The following is a 24,208-nucleotide window of genomic DNA, read 5'->3' as shown; positions in this document are numbered from 1 at the left end:
TTGTGATCTGTGTTACAGGTATCGCCGGATGGTTGCGTGGCGTGTCGTCAGCCGCCCTAAAGAAAGCGGCCGAGGTCACGAAGCAGGGGCAGATCGGTGAACATGTAGGAACCATCGGTCACGACGGCTAGTGTCAACCTGACTCCGGAGTGACCAGTCGGATGCCGAGCGTGGCAGCGGACCGAGCAGGGGGCTACGTGGAAGCGGGCGCGGTGCGCAATGCGGACGAGTGGTTCCGGTTGATGGTGGAAACCGGCCTCGCCCCCGGTCTGCGGGCGCTCGGCCTGTCCGGCACCGGCCGCACCTTCCGGGTCGTGCGCGACGCACACATCGGACAGGTCTCGATCCTGCAATCGTCGCGCTCCAGCACCTACTCCACCCGCTTCACCCTGTCGTTGAGCGTCAACGCCACCGACGAGTGGGCCGCACAGCTCCGCATCCGCCCGTACGCGCGAGCCGCGGGCCACCAGGGATCCGGCTGGCAGGAGCGGATCGGCAACCTGATGCTGGTCGGCGGCGGCGTCCCGATCGGGGACCTGTGGTGGAAGATCGAGGCGGGCAAGCCGTTCGGCAACCTGTCGGACGAGGTGCTCACCGCCGTCCGCGAGTTCGGCCTACCGGCCATCCACCACCAGATCCACGCCCGCACGCACTGACGTGGACGACGAAGACCCGGATTACCTGAGAACCCAGTTAATCACTTACCTGGGCAACAAACGCGGTCTTCTCACCCCCATCGACTTAGCCGTGCGCACGGTCCGCGAACGCCTGGCAGGCCGCCGACTCCGCATACTGGACGCCTTCTCCGGCTCCGGCGCCGTCGCCAGAGCACTCAAACGCCACGCGGCCGAGCTGCTGGTCAACGACATCGAGGACTACGCCCGCGTCATCAGCGAGTGCTATCTCACGAACAAGACCGAAGTGGACCGCGTTGACTTAGCCGCGCACATTTCGGCCATCAACACCCGAGTGGACACCGACCCGCCGGAGGGCTTCCTCCGCAAGCTCTACGCCCCCACCGACGACAACGACATCCAACCCGGCGAACGAGCCTTCTACACCAACGACAACGCCCGCCGCCTCGACGGCTACGCCACCCTCATCCACCGGTCCCCGCCACACCTGAGATCCCTGCTGCTGGGCCCACTCCTGTCCGCGGCCTCCATCCACACCAACACGGCAGGTGTGTTCAAGGGGTTCTACAAGGACCGGACGACCGGCATCGGCCACTTCGGCGGCAGCGGGAAGGACGCGTTAGCCCGGATCACCAAGGAGATCCGGCTCAACGCCCCGGTCCTGAGCAACTTCGACTGCGCGGTCACGGTGTCGCAGCAACACGCCAACGCCTTACCCGGCACGGTCGGGGAACTGGACCTCGCCTACCTGGATCCGCCGTACAACCAGCATCCGTACGGGTCGAACTACTTCATGCTCAACCTGCTGGTGAACTACCAAGAACCACAGGAACTCAGCCCGATCTCCGGCATCCCCACCAACTGGCGCCGCTCGCCCTACAACGCCAAACGCAATGCGGCATTACTACTGACCGACTTGATCAACCGACTACCCGCGCGGTTCATCCTGATCTCGTCGAACAACGAGGGCTTCATCCCCCCGGAAACCATGAAAGAAATAGTGGCGAACGCAGGCGAGGTCACCGAGTTCTCAATCCGCTACAACACCTACCGCGCCAGCCGAAACCTGCACACCAGAAACCTGCACGTAACCGAACACCTATACCTAGTGGAAAAGCGATAGCCCCACCAACTGGCCAACTCGCCTGTCCCACCCCGCCAACGCAAGCTACCGCACCGTGAGGGGCTTGGGGGGCTCGGCCCCCCAAAATAATAACGGGCGACACAGGCTTGCGCTTTTCGCAAGCATTGGGTCGCCCTGTCGTCCGAGCGGATGACGGGAATCGAACCCGCGTATTCAGCTTGGGAAGCTGATGTTCTACCATTGAACTACATCCGCATGATCAACCAGCTGGCGATCAACCGCAGCCTACACGGCATGGCCCGCGGCGTCATCCATGGGGGGCGCGGTTAGGGTGGGCGGGTGTTGCTGAGCGATCGTGACCTGCGGGCGGAGTTGGCGGCGGGGCGGCTGGCGGTGGAGCCGTTCGAGCCGTTGATGGTGCAGCCCTCCAGCATTGATGTGCGGTTGGACCGGCTGTTCCGGGTGTTCAACAACACCCGGTACACGCACATCGATCCGAGGCAGCAGCAGGATGATCTGACCAGTCTGGTCGAGGTCGAGGGTGATGAGCCGTTCGTGCTGCATCCCGGCGAGTTCGTGCTGGGGTCGACGTTCGAGCTGGTGACCCTGCCCGATGATCTGGCGGGCAGGTTGGAGGGCAAGTCGTCGCTGGGGCGGCTCGGGTTGTTGACGCATTCGACGGCCGGGTTCATCGACCCGGGGTTCACCGGGCACATCACCCTCGAACTGTCGAACGTGGCGAACCTGCCGATCACTCTCTGGCCGGGGATGAAGATCGGCCAGCTGTGCCTGTTCCGTCTGTCGTCCGCGGCCGAGTTCCCCTACGGCTCCAAGCAGGCGGGCTCCCGCTACCAGGGGCAGCGGGGCCCGACCCCGTCCCGCGCGTACCTCAACTTTCACCGGGTCGACACGCGCCGCTGATGGGTCGGCTCGCCGTGCACCGGGGTGACGAGGCAGGCGACGAGGGGCAGCAACGCACCGATGGCCAGGGCCCAGGGCCAGTCCACCGCGGTGACGAGGGCGGCGAACGCCGGGGCAGCGGCCAACGCCATCACGTTCTGGCCGGTGTTCTGCACGCCCAGCGCCCGCCCCGCCCAGAACGGGCCCGCCAGCTCCGCCGTGGCGGTGAAGGCCAGGCCGTTGTCGGTCACCGAGATCACCATCACCGCGAACAGCCCCACCACGGCCAGCCCGGACCACGTCACGTCCCCGAGTGCCCAGGCCAGCATGGCCGCCACGGCGCCGACCGCGATGATCCGCATCGGCCGCATCCGGCTGCCGACCCGGTCCGACCAGATGCCCGCGCCGATGCGGCCTGCGGCGCCGACCAACTGCACCACCGCCACGACCGCGCCCGCGGTGACCGGGCTCCAACCCTGTTCACTGACCAGATAGGTCAGTGCGAAGGCGCTGGCGGTGAACTGCGGGCCGACCAGTAGTGCGCTGGCAATGTGCACCCGCCACAGCCGCGGTGTGCGGTAAGGGGAACGGGTTTCTTCGACGTTCTTGGCCGGAGCACGCGGCGGATCGATCAGCCCGATTGCCACGACCACGGCGATCACCAGGCACAGCACCCCGGGGATCAGCAGCGCGGGCTGGTAACCCCAAGCCTCGGCGGCGGGTGGCAGCACCAAGGCGGCGAAGCCGACGCCCAGTGGCGTGCAGGTCTGTCGGATGCCCATGGCCAGCCCGCGTTCCGACGCGGCGAACCAGCCCAGCACGGCCCGCCCGCTCGCCGCGCTGATCGACGCCGCGAACAGACCGCCCAGCACCAGGAACACCGACAGGCCGACGATCCCGGGCACGAGTGCGGCGGCCACGGCCGCGACGCCGGTGCCCGCCATGCCGATGGCCATCACCACGCGTTCGCCGAACTTGTCCGCGGCCGCGCCCCAGGCGATCAGGGCGGCCAGGATCCCCAGCACCGGGGCGGAGACCAGGGTGCCCGCCGCGGTGAGCGACAGGTCGAGTTCGGCGCGCAGGTTCGGCAGCAGGAACGGCAGCCCGTAGACCAGGCTGGACACCGCCGCCTGGGCGGCCACCGCGATTCCCAGGATGACCCATCTGCGCATGTCGTTAACGTAGCTAAGCTTTCCTGCATAGCGGAACCACGTTCCCACATCATGAACAATGCCCCCGACCTTCCGCAGGTCAGGGGCATGTCCGGGTCGCGCCACTAGCTCTCGGCGGGCTCCTTGCCTCGGCGAACGGCCTGGAGCAGCAGCTGGGCCACGTCCACCACCTCGACCGACTCCGCCGCCAGCCCGTCGGACTGCCGCGCGGTGATCCCGTCGGTGAGCATCACGCGGCAGAACGGGCAGCCGGTGGCGATCTTCGACGGCGCCGTGCCCAGCGCCTCGTCGACCCGGTCGAGGTTGATGCGCTTGCCGATGCGCTCCTCCATCCACATCCGCGCACCGCCCGCGCCGCAGCACATCGAGCGGTCCGCGTGTCGGGGCATTTCGCGCAGCTTTGCCCCGGATGCCCCGACCAGCTCGCGCGGTGCCTCGTAGACCTTGTTGTGCCTGCCCAGGTAGCACGGGTCGTGGTAGGTGACGTCCTCGGCGATCGGCGCGACCGGCACCAGCCGTCGCTCCCGGACCAGCTTGTTCAGCAGCTGGGTGTGGTGCACGACCTCGTACTTGCCGCCCAGCTGCGGGTACTCGTTGGCCATCGTGTTGAAGCAGTGTGCGCAGGTCACCACGATCTTGCGGGTGCCGGGCGCGCGCCCCTCGAACACCGAGTTGATCACCTCGACGTTCTGCTGCGCCAGCATCTGGAACAGGAACTCGTTGCCCGCGCGCCGCGCCGGGTCACCGGTGCAGGTTTCCTCCGGGCCCAGCACCACATAGCCGACACCGGCGGTGTGCAGCAGTTCGGCGACCGCGCGGGTGGTCTTCTTCGCGCGGTCCTCGAACGCACCGGCGCACCCCACCCAGAACAAGTACTCGGTCTCCGCGGTCAATTCCCCGTCAAATACCGGCACCTCGAAGTCGAGGCCCTCAGTCCAAGCCAATCGGTCCTTGGCGTTCTGCCCCCACGGATTGCCCTTGTTCTCCAGGTTCTTGAACATCCCGCCCAGCTCGGTGGGGAAGTTCGACTCGATCAGCACCTGGTACCGACGCATGTCCACGATGTGGTCCACGTGCTCGATATCCACCGGGCATTGCTCGACGCAAGCACCGCAGGTGGTGCAGGACCACAGCACCTCGGGGTCGATCACCCCACCGTCATCACCGATCAGGGCCCGCTCGGACTCGGCGATGGCCAGCACATCGATGCCCGCGTACGGGTTGTCCCCGGTCAGCCCGACCTCGTCACCAGCCATGTCCCGACGCCCGCCCGCCAGCAGGTACGGCGCCTTGGCGTACGCGTGGTCACGCAACTGCGTGATCACCAGCTTGGGGGACAACGGTTTCCCCGTGTTCCACGCCGGACACTGCGACTGGCAGCGGCCGCACTCGGTGCACGTGGTGAAGTCCAGCCAGCCCTTCCAGGTGAAGTCTTCGACCTTGCCCGCGCCGAAGACGTCCTTCTCCGGGTCGGCCTCCTCGAAGTCCAGCGGCTTGCCGTCGGACATCATCGGCCGCAGCGCGCCCAGCGCCACCCCGCCGTCGGCCTCGCGCTTGAAGTAGATGTTGAAGAAGGCACTGAACCGGTGCCAGGCGACGCCCATAGTCATGTACTTGGCCACCACGTACACCCACACCATGGCGCCCATCAGCTTGATGAACGCCAGCACGGACACCAGGTTCGGGCTGGCGGGCAGCAGGTGGGCGATCGGGTCGGTGACGAACGCGGCCCAGGTGGGCACAGCCTCCACATCAGGCAGCGCGGCCTTGCCCGCACGCACGCCCAGGATGCCGACGCCTTCCAGGATCACCACGGCCTCGACGAAGTAGGCCTGCCAGAAGTTGGAGCCCTGGAAGCGGGACATCCGGTCTGCGCGGCGCGGGTGGTTGCGCTGCCGGATGAGCACCAGGGCGAGACCGCCGACGATGGTGCCCAGGCCGAGCAGTTCCATCAGCAGGTGCCACAGGCTCCAGTGGTCCAGGATCGGCCAGCCCCAGGACGGCACGAAGACCTCGCCGTATGCCTCGAACAGCGCCGCCGACCCGATCAGGAATCCCCACATCACCAGCCAGTGCCACGGCCCGACGTGCCGGAACTTGTTCATCCGGGTGTGCGCGGCGAACTCCTTGACCAGGGTGCGCAGCCGCGGCCAGAACGGGCCGTTGCGGGTGGGGTCGGGCTGGCCGAGGCGGATCACGGCGACCATGCGCGCGACGGTGCGGACGAACATGCTCCAGGCCACCAGGCTGATCGCGACCGCGACCAGGCCCAGTGTCAGCTGCACGGCACCCATGTGGTGGTGACCTTCCGTCGTTCGGGAACGGCTCGACCTCTTCTTACTGGCCGGTAACCGTCTCGGTGAAGCCTAAGGCGGACAAGTGTGGCGTACACCTCGGCAACTACCTGGACATCCGTTCAGATAGTTTCGTCCGGTGCCCCCGATCATCCTGCTCCCGATCACCCGCCCCGGCCCGGTGATCGGGTGAGGACCTACCGGCAGGTCGACGGCAGGCGCACCAGGGGCGAGCGCAGGCGGACCGAGATCATCGAGGCGACCCTTCAGGTGATCGAGCGCGCGGGCGTGTCCGGGGTGACCCACCGGTCGGTCGCCGCGGCGGCCGGGATTCCGCCCGCCTCGATCACCTACCACTTCGGCGCGCTCGACGACCTGCTCGAAGCCGCCCTGGTACAGGCCGCCGCGGACTTGGTGGACCGGGTGCGTGAGCTGATCGAGTCCCGCCGGATCAAGGGCGACGACCCGGCGGGCGCGGTGGCCGAGATGCTCGCCGAGGCGCTCGGCCCGCGCCGGGCCAGGACCGCCGCCAGGTACGAGCTGTACCTGCTGGCCGCGCGCAGGCCGGACCTGCGCCCGGTCGCCCGGCTCTGGCTGGACGTGCTGACCAGCCTGGGCCGCCGACCGGACGAGGTGGGCTTCCGCGCGTTCCTGGCGGGCATCGACGGCATGCTCGCCCAGGGGCTCATCGACGACGAGCCGCCGACCGCCGCCGAGCTGCTCCCGGTGGTGCGGCACCTGTTGGCGCCGCTCCGCTGACGTCCTTTATGGACTAACGCACCGCATGCGCGGCCAGGATGTGGGCGACGGCGGTGGTCACGCGTTCCGCTTGTTTCACGTGAAGCCATTCATCCGGGACGTGCGCGTTGCTGTCCACGCCCAGCGCCCCGGTGATCACGAACTGGGCGTCCGGGTAACGCGCGGCCAACAGGCCCATGAACGGGATGGAACCACCGAGTCCGACCGTGCGCCACGGGCTGCCGAACACCTCGTCCGACACCGAGTCCAGCGCGGTCCGCAGCCAGGGCGCCAGCGGCGGCGCGTTCCAGCCGTCCGCCGCCTCGATCCGGCTCAGCTCGATCGTCGCGCCGTAGGGGACGTCCGTGGTCAGCACCTCGGTCAGCGCCCGCAGCGAGGCCATCGCGTCGGACGTAGGCGGCAGCCGCAGGCTCAGCGAGAGCGTGGTGAACGGCCGCAGCACGTTGCCCGCGTCCGCGGGCAGCGGGAAGCCCTCCGCGCCGATCACCGACAGCGACGGCCGCCAGCTGGTGGCCAGCAGCATGTCGGCCTCGTCGGACAGCACCGGGCGGGTCTCGTCCAGCAGGGTGAACGCCGACCGGATGGTGCCCGGCGCGGCGGCCACCGTCTCGGCCGCCTCGGCGGCCCGGTCGGCCGGGATCTCCGCGTGCATCTCCTTGATCAGGACCTCGCCGGTGGCGGCGTCCTCGATCCGGTCCAGCAGCGCCCGCATGATCCGGAACGAGCTGGGCACGACCCCGCCCGCGAGGCCGGAGTGCTGGCCAGCGCGCAGCACCCGGACGGTGACGGTCACCGACACCAGGCCGCGTAGCGAGGTGGTCAGCCACAGCCGCTCGTAGTCGTTGCCACCGGAGTCCAGGCAGATCACCAGGGACACCTGGCCCAGCCGGTCGGCCAGGTGGTCGAGGTAGGCGGGCAGGTCGGGGCTGCCGGACTCCTCGCCGGTCTCCAGCAGCACCACGCACCGGCCGTGCGCGCCGCCCGCGGCCCGCACCGCCTCGATCGCGGCGGTCGCCGCGTACCCGGCGTAGCCGTCGTCGGCGGAGCCGCGGCCGTAGAGTCTGCCGTCGCGCAGCACCGGCTGCCACGGACCGAGACCCTCGCTCCAGCCGCCGACCGGCGGCTGCTTGTCCAGGTGGCCGTAGAGCAGGGCGGTGCCGACGCCGGGTCCCGGCTGGGTGGCTGGCACGTCGACCAGCAGGATCGGGGACCGGTCGGGCAGCGTGACCACCTCGACCCGGGCGCCCGGGAGGTCACGCGCGGTGATCCACCGCCGCAGGTGCTCGACCGCCGCGTCCAGGTGGCCGTGTTCGGCCCACCCGGCGTCGAAGTTCGGCGAGAGCGCGGGAATGGCGATGAATTCCGACAGACTGGGCAGGATCTCTGCATCCCAGAGCTGTCGCACGGTCTGCTGCACGACGGTCTTGTCCACGTCTCGATCCTGCCACCCGGGCGACCGGCGCACGCGACGCGGCTGAGCGGTTCATCAGCTCGATCCGGGCAGGCTCGGCCGCGGGCGCGCGGTCGGCGCAGTTCCCGCCACCGGCCGCGCGCCCCCTGTGGCGCAGCTCACCGGGGTAGTCCGACGGCGTCCGGATGGGTCAACGTCGGGTTCACGCTCGTTCACCCGGACCGGCTACGAACAGCAGCCACGGTGTCCTATTTCGACCACCGACCATCGGGTGTCCAAGTGTTTCCGCAGCTCACGCGACCCCTGTGGACAACTTGTCGCACTCTCGCGCTCACCACCGCACACTCTCCCGTGTCAGGATGTGAGAGCAACGCCGTCAGCGCCGACGGTGGCCAACGCCTCGACCAACGGCGGTGGTGATCGGCGGCGCGGCCGCATGCCGTCGCCACGAGCGACTGCGCGGCGCCAGACACGAGGAGAACGCGCCATGTCGTCCCCAGAACAGTGGACGCACCCGGAGCCCCGGGAAGGTCCCGCCGCCACGGCGGCGGCACCCACCCCGGAACAGGTGATCGCGGGTCTGCGGGCCACCAGCGAGGGTGGTCCGGAACTGGTCCAGCTGCTCACGCCGGAGGGCGAACGGGTGCCGAACCCCGAGTTCGACCCCTTCGTCGCCGACATCACCCCGGCGGCGCTGCGCGCGCTGTACCGGGACATGGTCCTGGTCCGCCGCGCGGACCGGGAGGGCAACGCACTGCAGCGGCAGGGGCAGCTGGGCATCTGGGTGCCGCTGCTCGGTCAGGAGGCCGCGCAGATCGGCGCCGGGCGCGCGCTACGCGACACCGACATGGTCTTCCCCAGCTACCGCGAGCACGGGGTCGCCTGGTGCCGGGGCATCGACCCCAAGGACGTCCTGGGCATCTTCCGCGGCACCGACCACGGCAGCTGGGACTCGGTCGCCAAGCGGTTCCACCCCTACACGATCGTGATCGGCAACCAGGTGCTCAACGCGGCGGGTTACGCGATGGGCCAGCGGTTCGAGGGCAAGGTGGGCGGCGACGACGGCGAGGCCACCATGGTCTTCTTCGGCGACGGCGCCACCAGCCAGGGCGATGTGCACGAGGGCTTCGTGTGGGCGGCGGTGTACGACGCACCGCTGGTGTTCTTCTGCCAGAACAACCAGTGGGCCATCTCCGAGCCGACCGAGCGCCAGTCGCGGCTGCCGCTCTACCAGCGCGCCCGCGGCTACGGCTTCCCGGGCATCCGGGTCGACGGCAACGACGTGCTGGCCACGCTCGCGGTCGCGCGCTGGGCGCTGGCGGAGTGCAGGCACGGCAACGGCCCGGTGCTGATCGAGGCGTTCACCTACCGGATGGACGCGCACACCACCACCGACGACCCCACCCGCTACCGGCATTCCGACGAGCTGGAGGCGTGGAAGCTCAAGGACCCGATCGAGCGCGTGCGGGTCAACCTGGTCCGGCACGGCGACGCCGACCAGGACTTCTTCGACTCGGTGCAGGCCGAGGCCGACGAGCTGGCCAGGGACCTGCGCGAGTTCTGCTTCGCCATGCCGCAGCCGCCGGTTGGGCAGATCTTCGACCACGTCTACGCCGAACCCAGCCCGTTCGTCAGCGCCCAGCGCGCCGAGTTCCTGGCGTACCACGACGACTTCGCGGGCGGTGACCACTGATGGCCCCCGAGACCAACCCCGGCCCGGTCCAGTCGCTCACCCTGGGCAAGGCGCTCAACCTTGGCCTGCGCACCGCCATGGAGCGCGACCCCAAGGTCATCGTGATGGGCGAGGACGTCGGCAGGCTCGGCGGCGTCTTCCGGATCACCGACGGGCTGCAGAAGGACTTCGGCGAGCACCGCGTGCTGGACACGCCGCTGGCCGAGTCGGGCATCATCGGCACCGCGGTCGGCCTGGCCGTGCGCGGCTTCCGGCCGGTGTGCGAGATCCAGTTCGACGGGTTCATCTTCCCCGGCTTCGACCAGATCGTCTCCCAGGTCGCCAAGCTGCACGCCCGCACGCACGGCCGGGTCCGGGTGCCGCTGGTGATCCGGGTGCCGTTCGGCGGCGGGATCGGCGCGGTGGAGCACCACTCCGAGTCCCCCGAGTCATACTTCGCGCACACCGCCGGGCTCAAGGTGGTGTCCTGCTCGAACGCGGTGGACGCGTACTGGATGATCCAGCAGGCCATCCAGAGCGACGACCCGGTGCTGTTCTTCGAGCCGAAGCGCTACTACCACTCCGGCTTCATGAAGTCCGAAGTGGACACCTCGGCCACGCCGGACCCGCTGTTCGCCGCCCGCGTGGTGCGCCGCGGTAGCACCGCGACCCTGGTCGCCTACGGCCCGTCGGTGAAGGTGGCGCTGGACGCGGCCACCGCGGCCGAGGAGGACGGGCACTCGTTGGAGGTCATCGACCTGCGCGCGTTGTCCCCGCTGGACCTCGACCCGGTGTTCGAGTCGGTGCGCCGCACCGGTCACCTCATCGTGGTCAGCGAGGCGCCCTCGGAGTCCTCGCTCACCTCGGAGATCGCCGCCCGGGTGCAGCAGGAGTGCTTCTACTCGCTACAGGCCCCGGTACTGCGCGTCACCGGATTCGACACGCCGTACCCGCCCGCGAAGCTGGAGGAGCACTTCCTGCCCGACCTTGACCGAGTCCTGGACGCCGTCGACCGATCCCTGGCCTGGTGAGCGATGCCTGACTACAAGAGCTTCCCGCTGCCCGACACGGCCGAGGGGCTGACCGAGGCCGAGATCCTCACCTGGCACGTCAAGCCGGGGGACCCGGTCACCGTCAACCAGATCATCGTCGAGATCGAGACCGCCAAGGCCGCCGTCGAGCTGCCCTGCCCGTGGGCGGGCGTGGTCACCGAGCTGCACGTCCAGCCCGGTCAGACCGTCGATGTCGGCACCCCCATCCTCACCGTGGACGTCGACCCGGGCGGGTCGGCGGCCCCGGCCGCCGCTCCCACCGCGCCCGCCCCGGCGGCCGAGGGCGAGGAGGAGATGAAGCCGCTGGTCGGCTACGGCGCCAAGGTGGTCACCGCGAAACGCCGCGCGCGCAAGGGTCCTGCGGTGCCCGCCGAGCCGGCGGCCGCCGCGGCGCAGAGCACGGTGGCCGCCGCATTCGAGCACGAGCGCGGTCCGCTGCCGGAGGAGAACGGGAATGGGGCGGCCGCGGTTCCGGCCATCCCCGCCGAGCCGGTGGACCAGCCCGGCGGGTACGTCCCGCTGGCCAAGCCGCCGATCCGCAAGCTGGCCAAGGACCTGGGCATCGACCTGCGCACGCTCACCGGGTCCGGCTACGGCGGCGTGATCACCCGCGCCGACGTCGAGCAGGCGGCGACCGAGGAAGCGCCCGCCCCCACGACCCCGGTCCCGGCGGGCGCGCGCGAGCGCCGGGTGCCGATCAAGGGCGTCCGCAAGGTCACCGCGCAGGCCATGGTCAGCAGCGCGTTCACCGCGCCGCACGTCACGGAGTTCCTGACCGTGGACGTCACACCGATGATGGAGCTGCGCGCCCGACTGAAGAACCACCGGGACTTCCGCGACGTCAAGCTCACCCCGTTGGCGTTCTGCGCCAAGGCGGTGGCCATGGCGACACGGCGCACCCCGGAGGTCAACAGCGCCTGGGACGAGGCGGCCCAGGAGATCGTGTTCAAGGACTACGTGCACCTGGGCATCGCGGCGGCCACGCCGCGCGGCCTGATCGTGCCGAAGATCCGGGACGCGGAGTCGCTGTCACTGCGTGAGCTGGCGATCGCGCTGGAGCAACTGACGACCGTCGCGCGCGATGGCAAGACCCCGCCCGCGGACATGGTCAACGGCACCATCACGATCACCAACGTCGGCGTGTTCGGCGTGGACACCGGCACCCCGATCATCAACCCGGGGGAGTCGGCGATCCTGGCGTTCGGCGCCATCCGGGACACGCCGTGGGTGGTGGACGGCGAGATCACCATTCGCAAGGTGTGCCAGCTGGCGTTGAGCTTCGACCACCGGCTGGTCGACGGCCAGCAGGGTTCGGAGTTCCTGGCCGATGTCGGCGCGCTGCTCGCCGATCCGGCGCTGGCCATCACCTACTAGGGCCCGCGTACTGGCCGAAGGAGTGCGGGGAGCCCGGACGGGCTCCCCGCACTCCGCGCTTCTAAGATCATCCCCGGGACACTGGGGGTTGATCATGCGGAAGCGCTGGTTGGCGGTCCTCTCGGCCGCGGCGATGGCTACCGGTTGCGGGTCCGCGCCGGAAAAACCGGCGCCCCGGGTGGACATCGCGGGCGATGCGCGCGTCCCGGTGTCCGATCTCGCGGGCGACACACTGCTGGAGCCGGGCAAGACGACCGCGCTGGCGGACTTCGCCGACCGGGTCGTGGTGCTCAACATCTGGGGCGCGTGGTGCGGGCCGTGCCGGACCGAGACCCCGCAGCTGGCCGAGGCCAAGCGCGCCACCGACGACCTGCCGGTCCGCTACCTGGGCATCGACGTGCGCGACAACGACCGCACCTACGCCGAGGACTTCGTCCGCGACCGCGCGGTGGACTACCCGTCGATCTACGACCCGGCCGGTCGGGTGCTGGTGAACCTGGGCAGGTACCGGGGTGTCGCGGTGCCGACGACGCTCGTCCTCGACCGCAAGCACCGGGTCGCGTCCGTATTCATCGGCGGTGTCCTGGCCTCCGAACTGACGCCGCGGGTCCGCGCGGTGGCCGCGGAGAGCTGATCACCGGGCGGGGAGCAGCGCGGACAGGCCGTCCTGGAGCTTCTGCTTGGTGGCGGCCAGGCCGTGCGCCTCGATCAGATCACGCAGGCAGCGGCAGTCGGCGAGGTCGCGGTCCCGGATAGCGCAGGTGTGTACGCCGAGCACCCGCAGCGAGTCGGCGACGATGTCGGCCTGGGCGGCGCCCACCTCGGCCAACCGCCGGGTGACCTGGCCAGCCACCGCGCGGGCCACGGCGCCGTCGCCTGCCGCCTGGTCCAGCAGCCGGTCCACGAGCTCCTGCCCGAGCTCCTCGTCCAGCAGCGAGTTGGCCAGCTGGGCGAACCTGGTGCAGGCGGCGGCCGGGTCCCCGGTGACCAGCGCGGTCCAGGTCTCCCCGTCCACCGCGCTCCTGGCCTGGGTGGATACCGCGGTCCGCCAGTCCCGAGTCGCGATGCGCAGGCCCGCGGTCCGGGTCGCCGACCGCATCGGCTGCGCGGGCGTCCGCAGGGACTGCTCGGGTACCAGCCGCTCCGTCGGGGGCGTCCGGGGTCGGCGGCGGAACAGTAGGCCGAAGAGGGTGTGCTCGGGACAGCGTCGCCCCCGCCGCCGCACCGGGTTGCGGCATCGCCGCCCGTCCGGCGTCCTCGTGCTGCCACACACCGCCACAGGCACACATCGTGCAGACCCGACCGCGCACTGTCACCTCAGGTACTTCCTTCAGGGGACACCAACCCTCGACGGGTACCGCTCCGAAGACCAAACCAGAGAGTGGTTCGCGTTGGCGGACAAGAAAAGGCGCGGGCGCCCGAGCGGCGCACGTGGATCCCGGGGCCCACCCTGGGGGGTGTGGGCCCCGGGCTTCCGCATGTTCAGGACAGCGCGGGTCGAAGCAGCTTTCCTGGGCGAAGTCGGGGCGGCGGACCCGGCCGACCGATACCATTTACGCCGATGTGCGCCGGGCCAATGGTGCCCGGCGGTTCTGTGCGCACCGACCCGACCTCCGCCATACCTACTAGCAAGTAGGCTTCGGATGGGCGGCTTCGGCGGCAGGCATTTCCCGGCTACGAGCGGAGGTGGCGGCGTGAGCGTCGACGAACAGAGTCGACCCCCGCGCGTGAAGCGGCTGCCCCGGGAGGTCCGGGAACGCCAGATCCTGGACGCCGCGGTCCGGGTGTTCTCCCAGCACGGCTACCACAACGCGTCCATGGACGAGATCTCCGAGGTCGCGGGCGTCTCCAAGCCGATGATCTACGCCTACCTCGGCCACAAGGAGGACCTGTTCGCTGCCTGCATCCGCCGCGAGGCAGGCCTCCTGATGGAGGCCATCGCCGCGAGCGTTCAGGCCGACCTCCCGCCGGACATGCAGCTCTGGCACGGCCTGCGCGCCTTCTTCCACTTCGTCGCCACCCAACGCGAGAGCTGGCGCGTCCTGCACCGCCAAGCCATCTCCCAGGGCGGCCCGTTCAGCGACGAGCTCCTGGCCATGCGCACCAGGGCCATCACCCTCGTCGACGCCCTGCTGGTCCGCTACGCCACCGCCCGCGGCCTGGACGATGCCGCCACCAGCTCGACCGAGGCGCACGCCGCCGCCCTGGTCGGCGCGGGCGAATCCCTCGCCGACTGGTGGCTGGACCACCCCGAGATCCCGGAGAAGACCGTCGCCTCCTGGCTGATGAACCTCGTCTGGATGGGCCTCGGCAACCTGGTCAACGGGACAGTCTGGACCCCGACACCGGAGTGACCCCCGGGAACACCAGGCAGTTCACCGCCACCCACCGGTCGGCCTCGGCCACCAACGGCAGCAGCAGAAGTCCCTCCACCACAAGGAAATACCTCGACGGACTCCGCCGCCCGACAACCTGGTTGCTTACCACCCCCCGCCGAACGATCAACTCGTCCAGCCACGCCCGCGCCTCCTCCGGCCCACCCAGGCCGAAAACCCCAGCACAGGCCTCCGCACACCGATCCGCCACCCACACCGGTAAACCCACCCCACCATCTTGATCCACACCCCCACCCACACCAACCTCCCCGCCCCCTACCAGCGACTTCCCGACATATGCGCACAACGCCGCTGCTCGAAGCACGCGGACCTCAGAGCGGGCGAACCACCCGAGCTGGATTCCCGGCAACAAATACCCGATCCTCAACATCCCGAGTGACAACACTCCCAGCCCCGACAACGACCTCAGACCCAATACTCACCCCAGGGCAAACAATCACCCCAGCTCCCAGCCACGAGTTCGCCCCGATAGCGATGGGCAAAGCCCGCTCCCACCCCGCCCGCCGCCGTTCATGATCCTCGACCGGATGCAGCGCGGTAAGCAACTGCACCCGAGGGCCGATCAACACGTCATCACCGACAACGATCGAGGCGTCATCCATGAAGAGCACGTCACTGTTGATGAACGTGGAAACACCCACACGAATCTGTGGCCCATAGCTGCACTGAAATCGCGGCAGCACGACCGTCCCGGCACCAAGCGAGCCGAACAGCCCAGCCAGGATCTCCCACCGTTCCTCATCATCCTCGGGCCCGGTCGCGTTGAACCTGTTCAGCGCCCGCCAACACCGCCGCCGATCCGCAAGCAGCCCCGGCCCATCCTGATACCACTCACTCCGCACCATGCGATCTCGGGTCATAAGGTGATCCTGCCAGTCAGGTACAAGCGATTAACATCAGCAAGTGCGAACATGTCACCACCTGCATGGAACCTCACCGTCGCGGGAAGCAGCAAGGGAAGCTTGAAGCCGACCTCTACCGCGAACGCGTCCGCCAACCGCCCCTCAAACGCAGCCAGACAGCGGGCCTTCGACCACATCCCATGCGCGATAGCGCACGGAAACCCAAACAGTCGCGCGGTCAAGGGATGCAGATGGATTGGGTTATGGTCACCAGACACCGCCGCATACCGTCGACCGATATCCCGAGGCACCTCCCAGACAGCAACGGAAGCAGGCAGCTCAACGGGTTCACGAGGAGCCTTTTCGGACTTCCCCGCACGACGCCACAAATACGTGCTGCGGTCCTCCCAAACCACCGCCCCCGCAGAGATCACCTCGCTGACCACGTCAAACTGTGTCCCCTTCGGATGCGGCCGCGCATCCTCTGCACGAACCCGCAGATCAAGCAGCTCCCCAACAAGCAACGGCCGATGCTGCACGATCCGATTGGCCACGTGCACCACCCCCATCACCGGATAGGGAAAGTCCCGCCCAGCCATCAACCGCATCTGCAACGGAAATGCCAACACATGCGGATAAGTCACCGGCAACTCATCAGCCACCCGAAACCCGCACACCCGCCCATAAGCAGCAAGCCGCGAAGGGTCAACCCGCACCCCCTGCCGCTCAACGACCCGCCCCGGTAACTCACCCCCACGCTTGGCGAACCCGGCCAGCGCACCGACCACCACCCCGAGCTCCATCACGCCCCCAACAAGCTCTGCCCGCACACCCGAACCACGTTGCCGTTCACCGCACCAGACCCAGGATTCGCATACCAGGCAACGGTTTCCGCCACATCCACCGGCAAGCCGCCCTGCGCCAGACTGTTCATCCGTCGCCCAGCCTCCCGGATCAACAGCGGAACCGCCGCCGTCATCCTGGTCTCGATGAACCCAGGCGCGACTGCGTTGATCGTGCATCCACGCTCGGCGAGCCGAGCAGCGTAAGCGTCAACCATGCCGATAACCCCGGCCTTGCTGGTCGCGTAGTTGGCCTGCCCGGTATTCCCCGCGATACCCGCGATCGACGACACCCCGACGATCCGCCCACCAGGACACAGCACATCCTCGGCCAGCAAAGCATCGTTGATCCGAAGTTGGCTGGCCAGGTTCACCGCCACCACCGAATCCCACGCGCCCCGCTTCATGTTCGCCAGCTTCTTGTCCCGCGTGATCCCTGCGTTGTGCACGACGATGTCCACCCCGCCATGCCGGATCCGCAGATGATCGGCCAGCCGCACGGGCGCCTCCGGCGAGGTGATGTCCAGCTGCAACGAGGTGCCACCGACCCGGTTGGCGACTGCGGCAAGGTCAGCCCCCTGAGCCGGAATATCGAGGGCGACGACGTGCGCCCCCTCCCGGGCCAGCACCTCGGCGATCGCGGCACCGATTCCCCGAGAAGCACCGGTGACCAGCGCGGTCTTGCCCGCCAGCGGAGCGTTCCAGTCGACCGGCGCCGCTGACCCGCCATGAGCGCCGACCCGGATCACCTGGCCGTCGACATACGCGGATCGGGCCGAGAGCAGGAACCGGAGAGTCGACTCGATCTCGGCCCCCGGTGCCGCGTACACCAGCTGCGCCGTCGACCCACGGCCGAGTTCCTTGCCCACCGACCGGACGAACCCCGCCAACGCCCGCTGCGCCACCCGCGCGACCCCGTCCACCCGTTCCGGGAGCGCACCGAGCACGACGACCCGCCCGCACCGGTCCAGGCTGCGCAGCACCGGGTGGAAGAAGTCGTGCAGCTGCCCTAGATCCTCCACAGTAGACAGATCGGAGGCGTCGAACACCAAGGCGCCATGCGTGGCAACAGGTTCCACACAGGTCTCGATCCCTGCCCCCGCCAGGACCCGGGCGACCACTTCGGACAGTGGGCCACCACCCACCAACGCCGGGCCGGTCAGCACGGGTTCGCCAGGCCGGTACCGACGCAGCGGGACCGGGTTCGGCAGACCGAGGCGTTTGACCAGGACCCGCCCGACGCCCGAGGTGGTGAACTGCTGGTAGCGGTCCATCGGTGTTCGCCTCCTGAACCTACTGACAAGTAGGTTAGAATGCTACCGCAGCCGGCACGGGAGGATGGCATGAACGCGAGTCACGGGCGCCGGGTCGCGGTCCTCGGCGGGAACCGCATCCCCTTCGCGCGCGCAGGCGGCCCCTACGCGCAAGCGTCCAATCAGGACATGTTCACCGCCGCACTGGACGGGCTGGTGGCCAGGTTCGGGTTGCGCGGGGTGCGGTTGGGCGAGGTCGCGGCGGGCGCGGTGCTCAAGCACAGCCGGGACTTCAACCTCGCCCGCGAGTGCGTGCTGGGCAGCGGCCTGGCCCCGGACACCCCGGCCTACGACGTGCAGCAGGCCTGCGGCACCGGGCTCCAGGCGATCATCCAGGTGGCCAACAAGATCGCCCTCGGTCAGCTCGACGCCGCCATCGCAGGCGGAGTCGACACGACCAGCGACGCACCGTTGCAGGTCAACGACGATCTCCGGCGGATCCTCATCGGGCTCAACAGCGCCAGGACTGTGGGTCAACGCCTGAGGTTGCTGGCCAGGATCCGGCCCGGCCACATCGTGCCGGACATCCCGCGCAACGCCGAGCCGCGCACCGGGCTGTCGATGGGGGAGCACGCGGCGCTGACCGCGAAGGAGTGGGGGATCAGCCGCGAGGCGCAGGACGAGTTGGCGGCCGCGAGCCACCGGAAGCTGGCCGCCGCCTACGAGCGAGGGTTCTTCGACGACCTGGTCACCCCGTTCCAGGGCCGGACCCGCGACCAGAACCTGCGCCCGGACTCCTCGGCCGAGAAGCTCGCCACGCTCAAGCCCGCGTTCGGCGGCCCCGACGGCACGATGACCGCTGGCAACTCGACCCCGTTGTCCGATGGCGCCTCTGCCGTCCTGCTCGCGAGCGAGGAGTGGGCCGCCGAGCGGAGGCTGCCGGTCCTGGCCTACCTGACCTTCTCCGAGACCGCCGCCGTCGACTACGTCCACGGTGGTGCGGGCCTGCTCATGGCCCCCGCCTACGCCGTGCCCCGGATGCTCGCCCGCGCGGGTCTCACGCTCCAGGACTTCGACTTCTACGAGATCCACGAGGCGTTCGCCGCCCAGGTCCTGTGCACCCTCGCCGCCTGGGAAGACCCGGCCTTCGCCACGGAACGGCTGGGCCTGGCCGAGCCGCTCGGCCCGATCGACCGGTCCAGGCTCAACGTGGTCGGTTCCTCGCTGGCCGCAGGCCACCCATTCGCCGCGACCGGCGGCCGGATCGTGGCAACCCTGGCGAAGCTGCTGCATGAGCGCGGGTCAGGGCGCGGCCTGATCTCCATCTGCGCGGCCGGTGGCCAGGGCGTCTGCGCGATCCTGGAACATTCTCCCAATATCTAGGTCAAACGCTAGATAGCAGTAGAAACCGTGATCGAGTGGGCACGCCGCCGGAAATATCGGGCTGACCCTAGATTCCCCGATACGGTCGGATGATGGACCCGGTGCGCAACCCGTTCGCCCCCGGTGCCGGACAGCGCCCCCCGGAGCTCGCGGGCCGGGAGAAGGAGCTCCGGGCGTTCGAGGTCGTGCTGGAGCGGGTGGCCCGAGGCCGCCCCGAACGCAGCCTGGTGCTCACCGGCCTGCGCGGTGTCGGCAAGACCGTGCTGCTCGGCGAGCTGCGATCAATGGCCGTCCGGCGCGGCTGGGGCGCGGGCAAGATCGAGGCCCGGCCGGACTCCGACCTGCGCAGGCCGCTGTCCGCCGCGCTGCACCGGGCGATCCGCGACCTGGCCGTGCGGCACCGCGCGCCGGAGCGGGTCGAGCAGGTGCTTGGCACGCTCAAGGCGTTCGCACTCAGGGCCAACCCGGGTGACGCCAAGCTGCGCGACCGCTGGCAGCCGGGCATCGACGTGCCAGCCACCCAGGGCCGGGCCGACTCCGGGGACATCGAGATCGACCTGGTGGAGCTGTTCACCGAGGTGGCCGAGCTAGCCCAGGACGTGGGCACCGGGGTGGCGGTGCTGATCGACGAGATGCAGGACATCGGCGCCGACGACATCTCCGCGCTCTGCGCGGCCTGCCACGAGCTGTCCCAGTCCGGGGCGCCGCTGGTGGTCGTGGGCGCCGGTCTGCCGCACCTGCCCGCGGTGCTCTCGGCCAGCAAGTCCTACTCCGAGCGGCTGTTCCGGTACGTGCGGATCGACCGGCTGGATCGGGAGGACGCCGACCAGGCGGTACTGGTGCCGGTGGACCGGGAGGACGCGGAGATCTCCCCGGATGCGCTGGCGGCGCTGTTCGAGCGCTCCGGTGGGTACCCGTACTTCATCCAGGCGTTCGGCAAGGCTGCCTGGGACGCCGCGCCAGCCGACCCGATCACCGCCGAGGATGTCGCGGTGGCCGCGCCGGAGGCGGAGGCCGAGCTGGCGGTCGGCTTCTTCGGGTCCCGGTACGAGCGGGCGACCCCGGCGGAACGCGAGTACCTGCGCGCGATGGCCGAGCTGACCGAGGGCCGGGACGAGGGCGTCGGCACCGCGGACGTGGCGGTCTACCTGGGCCGCAAGCCGTCCTCGCTGTCGCCTGCGCGGGACAGCCTGATCAAGAAGGGCCTGGTGTACTCCGCCGAGCGCGGGCGCATCGCCTTCACCGTGCCGCACTTCGGCCGCTACCTGCTGAATATGGCCGAGTAACACCGTTTCCCCTGGCCAGGAGGCTCATCGCGCCGTCTGGGTTTATATAGTGAATTCACTAGATATATGTAGAAGACACAATCGACCGCCCGTCGGATGCCTGCGCGAAACGCGGTGTTCCCTGGATCACGCCATACCGGACACCATCCGGTGAGGTCCAGGTCACTGCCGACGATTCATCGGTCTGTGCGCCACTTCACCGGATAAACGCGTGCGCTTGCCTGGTCACGGGTGCATAATTGAGTCATGCCCGCCCAGCCAGGACGGCGCAGCAAGACCTAGAGGGGATGCACGACCATGAACGTCACCGCCAAGCTCCGTGCCCGTCGCGCCGAGGCCCGCACCCGCAAGGCGATCACCCGCGCCATCGACCAGGCCGCCACTCCGGCGATGCGCCACGAGCTGATCTCGCTCGCGCAGGCGCAGAACCTCTGGCGCTGATCGCTCGAACAGGATCCAGAATGTGATGCAGGGCACATTCTGGATCCGTGTAACACCACCGGGACGGCGCACGATGTTCCGGTTGACCCCGTAGTGCTGGCGGACCCCCGACCTGGCAGCACTGCGGGGTTTCCTTATGCCCGCGGACCGGTCGTCCGCAGCGTGCCACAGCGGGCCCCGTCGTGGGCCCCAAACGATCTCTCCATCGTCGAACGGTCGACCAAGGGCGCGGCCGACACGACGAACGGCGATTCCCCTTCATGATCGCGGCATTACGCCAAGCGGATGAAACAGACACTGATACACACCGGCTCGCCGGTCACTCGGGGATATCCCGGGCTTGGTGTCCGATTACGCCAATCGGACACCCACTACTCCACCCGTTCAGTTCTACAGCCGATCGATGGTGGTCGTCGTAGGCCATCTGTCGTAGCCGACGGTCATAGCGTCACCCAATAGGTGAGCGGCGTCACATGGCTGCCGTTTACCGACGAACACGCTCCGCTTATCGTCTACTACCCAGTAGTCACCCTGTCCAACGACCGTTGCGGGGGAAACTGATCAGTAGTCGCAGTACCACGAAGGAGCCCGACACTTTGGCCGTGACCGGAACGGAGTCCGTACGCACGGAAAGCCGCCGCACCCTCCACCTCACGTTCGAGGAACCCGACCGCACCCCGCCGCCCGCACCGCCGCTACCGGCGCCGCGCCCGGCGATGACCGACCAGCCGAAGCCGCGGCGGTCCGCACAGGAGCGGGTCTTGGTCGTCGCCGAGCGGATGTTCGGTGACTGGGCACCGACCCTGCACCTGGCGTTGCTGCTGGTGGCGCTCGTGCTGGCGGGTCTTGTGGTGATCGCGCTCGTGGTCGGGGCGGTGCCCGCGCTGATCAGCGCCGCGCTGCTGACCGCACTGGTGAGCCTGCGCAAGCGCTGAGCCGCGGGCGCGCGAACCTGAACGGGCGGGCCCCCCAGAGTCGGGGACCCGCCCGTTCCGCGTTCTCCCCCGCTCAATGTGCGGCGACCGGGCGGAGCTCCTTCGCCCCCTCGTCCACGTGGTAGTCGGCGACCGTGGTCTCGTCCAGGCCGTTGAACACCCGCAGCCGCCGGGCGATGACCGTCACCACCACCGCGACCAGCAGGTTGGCGACCAGCGCCAGGAAGCCGACGTAGATCTGCGCAGGCGACCCGGCGAACGGGTGCCAGCCGAACAGGCTCAGCTCGCCCAGCTTCAGCGCCGAGGTGCCGAAGTGCGCGCGCTTCCCGTCCGGGCTGGGGATGTTGTAGAGCATCACCATCCCCCAGCCCATGCCGACCACCCAGCCCGCGACCAGGCCCCAGATGTGGAACCAGCGGGTGTAGAGCGCTATGGCCACCGCGGGCAGCGTCTGCAGGATCATCACGGTGCCGATGAGCTGCAGGTCGATGGAGAACTGCGGGTCGATGAACAGCACGAACGCGACCGCGCCGAACTTCACCACCAGTGAGGCCAGCTTGGCCTGCCTGGCCTCCTCGGCCGGGGTGGCCCGCTTGCGCAGGTACTCCTTGTAGACGTTGCGGGTCCACAGGTTGGCCGCCGCGATGGACATGATCGCCGCCGGGACCAGCGCGCCGATGCCGATGGCGGCGAACGCGATGCCCGCGAACCAGGCCGGGAACTGCTGCGCGAACAGGTTCGGGATGATCGTGTTCGTGTCCGGGTTGCCGGTGGCCTGGTTGACCAACGGGGTGGTCTTGGCCGCGATGGCCACGAACCCGAGCAGCGCGAGCATGCCGAGCATGAACGAGTACGCGGGCAGCGCCGACATGTTCCGCTTGATCACGTTGCGCCCGCGCGAGGCGAGCACGCCGGTCAGCGAGTGCGGGTAGAGGAACAGCGCGAGTGCCGAGCCCAGCGCCAGCGTGGCGTACTGCAGCTGGTTGTTGGCGTTGAGCAGCAGACCGTCGCCGGGTGCCGGGGTGGCCCGGAACTTGGCGTCGGCCGCACCGAAGATCGTGCTCCAGCCGCCCAGCTTGATCGGCAGGTAGACGACCGCAACGATGATCACCAGGTAGACCAGGATGTCCTTGACGAAGGCGATCAGCGCGGGCGCGCGCAGTCCCGACTGGTAGGTGTAACCGGCCAGGATCACGAACGCGATCAACAGCGGCAGGTGCCCGACGATGCCGGACCCGTTGAGCCCCAGCGTGCGCAGCACCGCCTCCAGACCGACCAGCTGCAGCGCGATGTAGGGCATCGTGGCCACGATGCCGGTCAGCGCGATGAGCAGGGCCAGCACCGACGAGCCGTAGCGGCCGCGGACGAAGTCGGCCGGGGTGACGTAGCCGCGAGCGCGCGATACCGACCAGATGCGCAGCAGCGGCATGAACACCAGCGGGTAGACGATCACGGTGTACGGCAGCGCGAAGTACCCGGCCGCGCCCGCGCTGAACATCAGCGCGGGCACCGCGACGAAGGTGTACGCGGTGTACACGTCGCCGCCGATCAGGAACCAGGTGACCCACGAGCCGAACTTGCGCCCGCCCAGGCCCCACTCGTCCAGGTGGTCCAGCGTGCCGCCCGCCTTCCACTTGGCGGCGACGAAGCCCAGCACGGTGACCGCGCCGAACAGCAGCACGAAGACGACCAGCTCGGTCCACCTCATCGGACCGCCCCCTCGTCCAGGGTGTCCACGTCCGGCTCGGGTCCGGGCGGGGTCGCGGTCGGCGCGGTGCGGGTCTTGACGTAGACGATCGAGGTGGCCAGCACGCCGGAGGCGACCCCGGCCAGCTGGAACCAGTAGAAGAACGGGATGCCGAACAGGGCTGGGCCGCTCCGGTTGAAGATCGGCGTGACCAGCATGAACAGCGGGATCAGCAGTAACAGGTTCCAGTTGGTCCAGCGGATGCTGGGCGGAGCGGGTCGGGTCATCGTGTTCCTCGCTCTCCGTGACAGATCTGTTGCGGAGAAACACTAGGGCCAACCGGGCCGCTCGTCACCGGTTGCCGTCAATTGCCGACCGCCGGTCAACTTTTCCCGAGGCGAGGAGTCCACAGGCTGTGCACAACCTTATCCACAGCCTGTGGACAACTCGGGGTTCACGGCCGCAGTTTCGGCTGGATCGCCAGGTCAGCGCTAAGAAAAGTTATCCACAGGTAGTCCACAACTCAATCCACAGGCGGCCCGGCTGCGGCCGCCAGCTGGTCCCCGAAGATCAGCAGACAGCGGACGCACCGCGGTCCGGCGTGCGTACGGCTGATCCGGGCGAACGGCACGGTGTGTGCGCAGGCGGCCTCCACGAAGCTCGCGGGCCGCTCGTCCGCGGGGAACGCGTGCACCCGCTCGTCGTACCCGGACAGCTGCCAGCGCCACGTCCGCGCCTGTCTCCCGCTCACTTCGCCGACTCCCCTGCTCTCGTGCCGCCCTACCTTCTC

At 69.1% G+C, this 24,208-nt stretch carries 23 protein-coding genes and 1 tRNA gene; 13 read left to right on the top strand and 11 right to left on the bottom strand.

Annotated features, from left to right (window positions below):
* Positions 1–170 precede the first annotated feature (170 nt).
* Together C503_RS0121835 and C503_RS0121830 are read left to right on the top strand one after the other, a co-directional pair.
* Positions 171–656, top strand: coding sequence for a DUF4304 domain-containing protein (locus C503_RS0121835; RefSeq protein WP_169514580.1), 486 nt, complete (start codon positions 171–173; stop codon positions 654–656).
* Between the two features lies 1 nt (position 657).
* Complete coding sequence (locus C503_RS0121830) at positions 658–1,758, top strand: DNA adenine methylase (RefSeq protein WP_026316561.1); 1,101 nt, start codon at positions 658–660, stop codon at positions 1,756–1,758.
* Between the two features lie 145 nt (positions 1,759–1,903).
* Here the strand turns inward: C503_RS0121830 and C503_RS0121825 are convergent.
* A tRNA-Gly gene (locus C503_RS0121825) sits at positions 1,904–1,974 on the bottom strand.
* An 84-nt stretch (positions 1,975–2,058) separates the two neighbouring features.
* On the opposite strand from C503_RS0121825, the gene dcd reads away from it, so the two are divergent.
* Positions 2,059–2,640, top strand: coding sequence for a dCTP deaminase (dcd, locus tag C503_RS0121820; RefSeq protein WP_018684351.1), 582 nt, complete (start codon positions 2,059–2,061; stop codon positions 2,638–2,640).
* Here dcd and C503_RS0121815 read toward each other — a convergent pair.
* Both C503_RS0121815 and C503_RS40295 read right to left on the bottom strand, forming a co-directional pair.
* On the bottom strand, positions 2,616–3,791 hold the full coding sequence (locus C503_RS0121815; protein ID WP_018684350.1) for an MFS transporter: 1,176 nt from the start codon (positions 3,789–3,791) through the stop codon (positions 2,616–2,618). The genes dcd and C503_RS0121815 overlap by 25 nt on opposite strands.
* Positions 3,792–3,895: 104 nt before the next feature.
* Positions 3,896–6,085: a (Fe-S)-binding protein gene (locus tag C503_RS40295; protein ID WP_018684349.1), complete on the bottom strand. Its 2,190-nt coding sequence runs from the start codon at positions 6,083–6,085 to the stop codon at positions 3,896–3,898.
* A gap of 189 nt (positions 6,086–6,274) precedes the next feature.
* On the opposite strand from C503_RS40295, the gene C503_RS0121805 reads away from it, so the two are divergent.
* Positions 6,275–6,844 (top strand): TetR/AcrR family transcriptional regulator, encoded by a 570-nt coding sequence (locus C503_RS0121805; protein WP_018684348.1) that lies wholly within the window; start codon positions 6,275–6,277, stop codon positions 6,842–6,844.
* A gap of 13 nt (positions 6,845–6,857) precedes the next feature.
* Here C503_RS0121805 and C503_RS0121800 read toward each other — a convergent pair whose 3' ends face one another.
* Positions 6,858–8,276: a M20/M25/M40 family metallo-hydrolase gene (locus C503_RS0121800; RefSeq protein ID WP_018684347.1), complete on the bottom strand. Its 1,419-nt coding sequence runs from the start codon at positions 8,274–8,276 to the stop codon at positions 6,858–6,860.
* A gap of 466 nt (positions 8,277–8,742) precedes the next feature.
* Between C503_RS0121800 and pdhA the strand changes: the two genes are divergently transcribed.
* The 4 genes from pdhA to C503_RS0121780 all read left to right on the top strand — a co-directional run bounded on the left by pdhA (position 8,743) and on the right by C503_RS0121780 (position 12,987).
* Entirely contained in the window at positions 8,743–9,948 is a 1,206-nt protein-coding gene (pdhA, locus tag C503_RS0121795; RefSeq protein ID WP_018684346.1) for a pyruvate dehydrogenase (acetyl-transferring) E1 component subunit alpha, read from the top strand.
* On the top strand, positions 9,948–10,958 hold the full coding sequence (locus tag C503_RS0121790) for an alpha-ketoacid dehydrogenase subunit beta (RefSeq protein ID WP_018684345.1): 1,011 nt from the start codon (positions 9,948–9,950) through the stop codon (positions 10,956–10,958). The genes pdhA and C503_RS0121790 overlap by 1 nt, the downstream gene beginning before the upstream one ends.
* Before the next feature lie 3 nt (positions 10,959–10,961).
* Positions 10,962–12,353, top strand: coding sequence for a dihydrolipoamide acetyltransferase family protein (locus C503_RS0121785; protein WP_018684344.1), 1,392 nt, complete (start codon positions 10,962–10,964; stop codon positions 12,351–12,353).
* A gap of 94 nt (positions 12,354–12,447) precedes the next feature.
* Positions 12,448–12,987: a TlpA disulfide reductase family protein gene (locus tag C503_RS0121780; RefSeq protein WP_018684343.1), complete on the top strand. Its 540-nt coding sequence runs from the start codon at positions 12,448–12,450 to the stop codon at positions 12,985–12,987.
* Here C503_RS0121780 and C503_RS0121775 read toward each other — a convergent pair whose 3' ends face one another.
* The gene (locus C503_RS0121775; RefSeq protein ID WP_018684342.1) at positions 12,988–13,452 is read right to left on the bottom strand and encodes a hypothetical protein; all 465 of its coding nucleotides are present in this window, start codon (positions 13,450–13,452) and stop codon (positions 12,988–12,990) included.
* Between the two features lie 595 nt (positions 13,453–14,047).
* Here C503_RS0121775 and C503_RS0121770 point away from each other — a divergent pair.
* Entirely contained in the window at positions 14,048–14,707 is a 660-nt protein-coding gene (locus tag C503_RS0121770; protein ID WP_026316559.1) for a TetR/AcrR family transcriptional regulator, read from the top strand.
* 353 nt (positions 14,708–15,060) lie between these two features.
* Here C503_RS0121770 and C503_RS0121765 read toward each other — a convergent pair whose 3' ends face one another.
* Genes C503_RS0121765 through C503_RS0121755 form a run of 3 tightly spaced genes read right to left on the bottom strand, consistent with a single transcriptional unit; the run spans position 15,061 to position 17,707 of the window.
* Entirely contained in the window at positions 15,061–15,609 is a 549-nt protein-coding gene (locus C503_RS0121765) for a sugar O-acetyltransferase (protein WP_018684340.1), read from the bottom strand.
* Positions 15,606–16,394 carry a MaoC/PaaZ C-terminal domain-containing protein gene (locus tag C503_RS0121760; RefSeq protein ID WP_084477252.1) on the bottom strand — a complete coding sequence of 263 codons (789 nt, stop codon included), beginning with the start codon at positions 16,392–16,394 and terminating at the stop codon, positions 15,606–15,608. Before C503_RS0121760 ends, C503_RS0121765 begins: the two co-directional genes overlap by 4 nt.
* Positions 16,394–17,707, bottom strand: a complete 1,314-nt coding sequence (locus tag C503_RS0121755) for a 3-oxoacyl-ACP reductase (RefSeq protein ID WP_018684338.1) — start codon at positions 17,705–17,707, stop codon at positions 16,394–16,396. The genes C503_RS0121760 and C503_RS0121755 overlap by 1 nt, the downstream gene beginning before the upstream one ends.
* Before the next feature lie 69 nt (positions 17,708–17,776).
* Here C503_RS0121755 and C503_RS0121750 point away from each other — a divergent pair, with 69 nt between their 5' ends.
* From C503_RS0121750 to C503_RS0121735, 4 genes are all read left to right on the top strand, one after another.
* Positions 17,777–19,069 (top strand): acetyl-CoA C-acetyltransferase, encoded by a 1,293-nt coding sequence (locus C503_RS0121750; RefSeq protein ID WP_018684337.1) that lies wholly within the window; start codon positions 17,777–17,779, stop codon positions 19,067–19,069.
* A 92-nt stretch (positions 19,070–19,161) separates the two neighbouring features.
* Positions 19,162–20,355 carry an ATP-binding protein gene (locus tag C503_RS0121745; RefSeq protein ID WP_026316557.1) on the top strand — a complete coding sequence of 398 codons (1,194 nt, stop codon included), beginning with the start codon at positions 19,162–19,164 and terminating at the stop codon, positions 20,353–20,355.
* Positions 20,356–20,652: 297 nt separating this feature from the next.
* On the top strand, positions 20,653–20,796 hold the full coding sequence (locus tag C503_RS46875) for a hypothetical protein (RefSeq protein WP_018684335.1): 144 nt from the start codon (positions 20,653–20,655) through the stop codon (positions 20,794–20,796).
* A 602-nt stretch (positions 20,797–21,398) separates the two neighbouring features.
* Positions 21,399–21,731, top strand: coding sequence for a hypothetical protein (locus C503_RS0121735; protein WP_018684334.1), 333 nt, complete (start codon positions 21,399–21,401; stop codon positions 21,729–21,731).
* 73 nt (positions 21,732–21,804) lie between these two features.
* Here C503_RS0121735 and mctP read toward each other — a convergent pair whose 3' ends face one another.
* The 3 genes from mctP to C503_RS40290 all read right to left on the bottom strand — a co-directional run bounded on the left by mctP (position 21,805) and on the right by C503_RS40290 (position 24,169).
* Entirely contained in the window at positions 21,805–23,439 is a 1,635-nt protein-coding gene (gene mctP, locus C503_RS0121730; protein WP_018684333.1) for a monocarboxylate uptake permease MctP, read from the bottom strand.
* Positions 23,436–23,705 (bottom strand): DUF3311 domain-containing protein, encoded by a 270-nt coding sequence (locus C503_RS0121725; RefSeq protein WP_018684332.1) that lies wholly within the window; start codon positions 23,703–23,705, stop codon positions 23,436–23,438. The genes mctP and C503_RS0121725 overlap by 4 nt, the downstream gene beginning before the upstream one ends.
* Positions 23,706–23,941: 236 nt before the next feature.
* Positions 23,942–24,169: a hypothetical protein gene (locus C503_RS40290; RefSeq protein WP_026316556.1), complete on the bottom strand. Its 228-nt coding sequence runs from the start codon at positions 24,167–24,169 to the stop codon at positions 23,942–23,944.
* Between the last annotated feature and the right edge of the window lie 39 nt (positions 24,170–24,208).

It is taken from the genome of Actinokineospora enzanensis DSM 44649 (assembly GCF_000374445.1).
GTDB lineage: Bacteria > Actinomycetota > Actinomycetes > Mycobacteriales > Pseudonocardiaceae > Actinokineospora > Actinokineospora enzanensis.
This window is presented reverse-complemented; position numbering and strand designations above follow the sequence as displayed.

Coding starts and splice junctions, on each gene's coding strand:
- C503_RS0121725 (WP_018684332.1), bottom strand. CDS start 23,705: ATGACCCGACCCGCTCCGCCCAGCATCCGCTGGACCAACTGGAACCTG.
- C503_RS0121790 (WP_018684345.1), top strand. CDS start 9,948: ATGGCCCCCGAGACCAACCCCGGCCCGGTCCAGTCGCTCACCCTGGGC.
- C503_RS40295 (WP_018684349.1), bottom strand. CDS start 6,085: ATGGGTGCCGTGCAGCTGACACTGGGCCTGGTCGCGGTCGCGATCAGC.
- C503_RS0121815 (WP_018684350.1), bottom strand. CDS start 3,791: ATGCGCAGATGGGTCATCCTGGGAATCGCGGTGGCCGCCCAGGCGGCG.
- C503_RS0121785 (WP_018684344.1), top strand. CDS start 10,962: ATGCCTGACTACAAGAGCTTCCCGCTGCCCGACACGGCCGAGGGGCTG.
- mctP (WP_018684333.1), bottom strand. CDS start 23,439: ATGAGGTGGACCGAGCTGGTCGTCTTCGTGCTGCTGTTCGGCGCGGTC.
- C503_RS0121745 (WP_026316557.1), top strand. CDS start 19,162: ATGGACCCGGTGCGCAACCCGTTCGCCCCCGGTGCCGGACAGCGCCCC.
- C503_RS0121765 (WP_018684340.1), bottom strand. CDS start 15,609: ATGACCCGAGATCGCATGGTGCGGAGTGAGTGGTATCAGGATGGGCCG.
- C503_RS0121750 (WP_018684337.1), top strand. CDS start 17,777: ATGAACGCGAGTCACGGGCGCCGGGTCGCGGTCCTCGGCGGGAACCGC.
- C503_RS0121760 (WP_084477252.1), bottom strand. CDS start 16,394: ATGGAGCTCGGGGTGGTGGTCGGTGCGCTGGCCGGGTTCGCCAAGCGT.
- C503_RS0121780 (WP_018684343.1), top strand. CDS start 12,448: ATGCGGAAGCGCTGGTTGGCGGTCCTCTCGGCCGCGGCGATGGCTACC.
- C503_RS0121755 (WP_018684338.1), bottom strand. CDS start 17,707: ATGGACCGCTACCAGCAGTTCACCACCTCGGGCGTCGGGCGGGTCCTG.
- C503_RS46875 (WP_018684335.1), top strand. CDS start 20,653: ATGAACGTCACCGCCAAGCTCCGTGCCCGTCGCGCCGAGGCCCGCACC.
- pdhA (WP_018684346.1), top strand. CDS start 8,743: ATGTCGTCCCCAGAACAGTGGACGCACCCGGAGCCCCGGGAAGGTCCC.
- C503_RS0121775 (WP_018684342.1), bottom strand. CDS start 13,452: ATGCGGTCGGCGACCCGGACCGCGGGCCTGCGCATCGCGACTCGGGAC.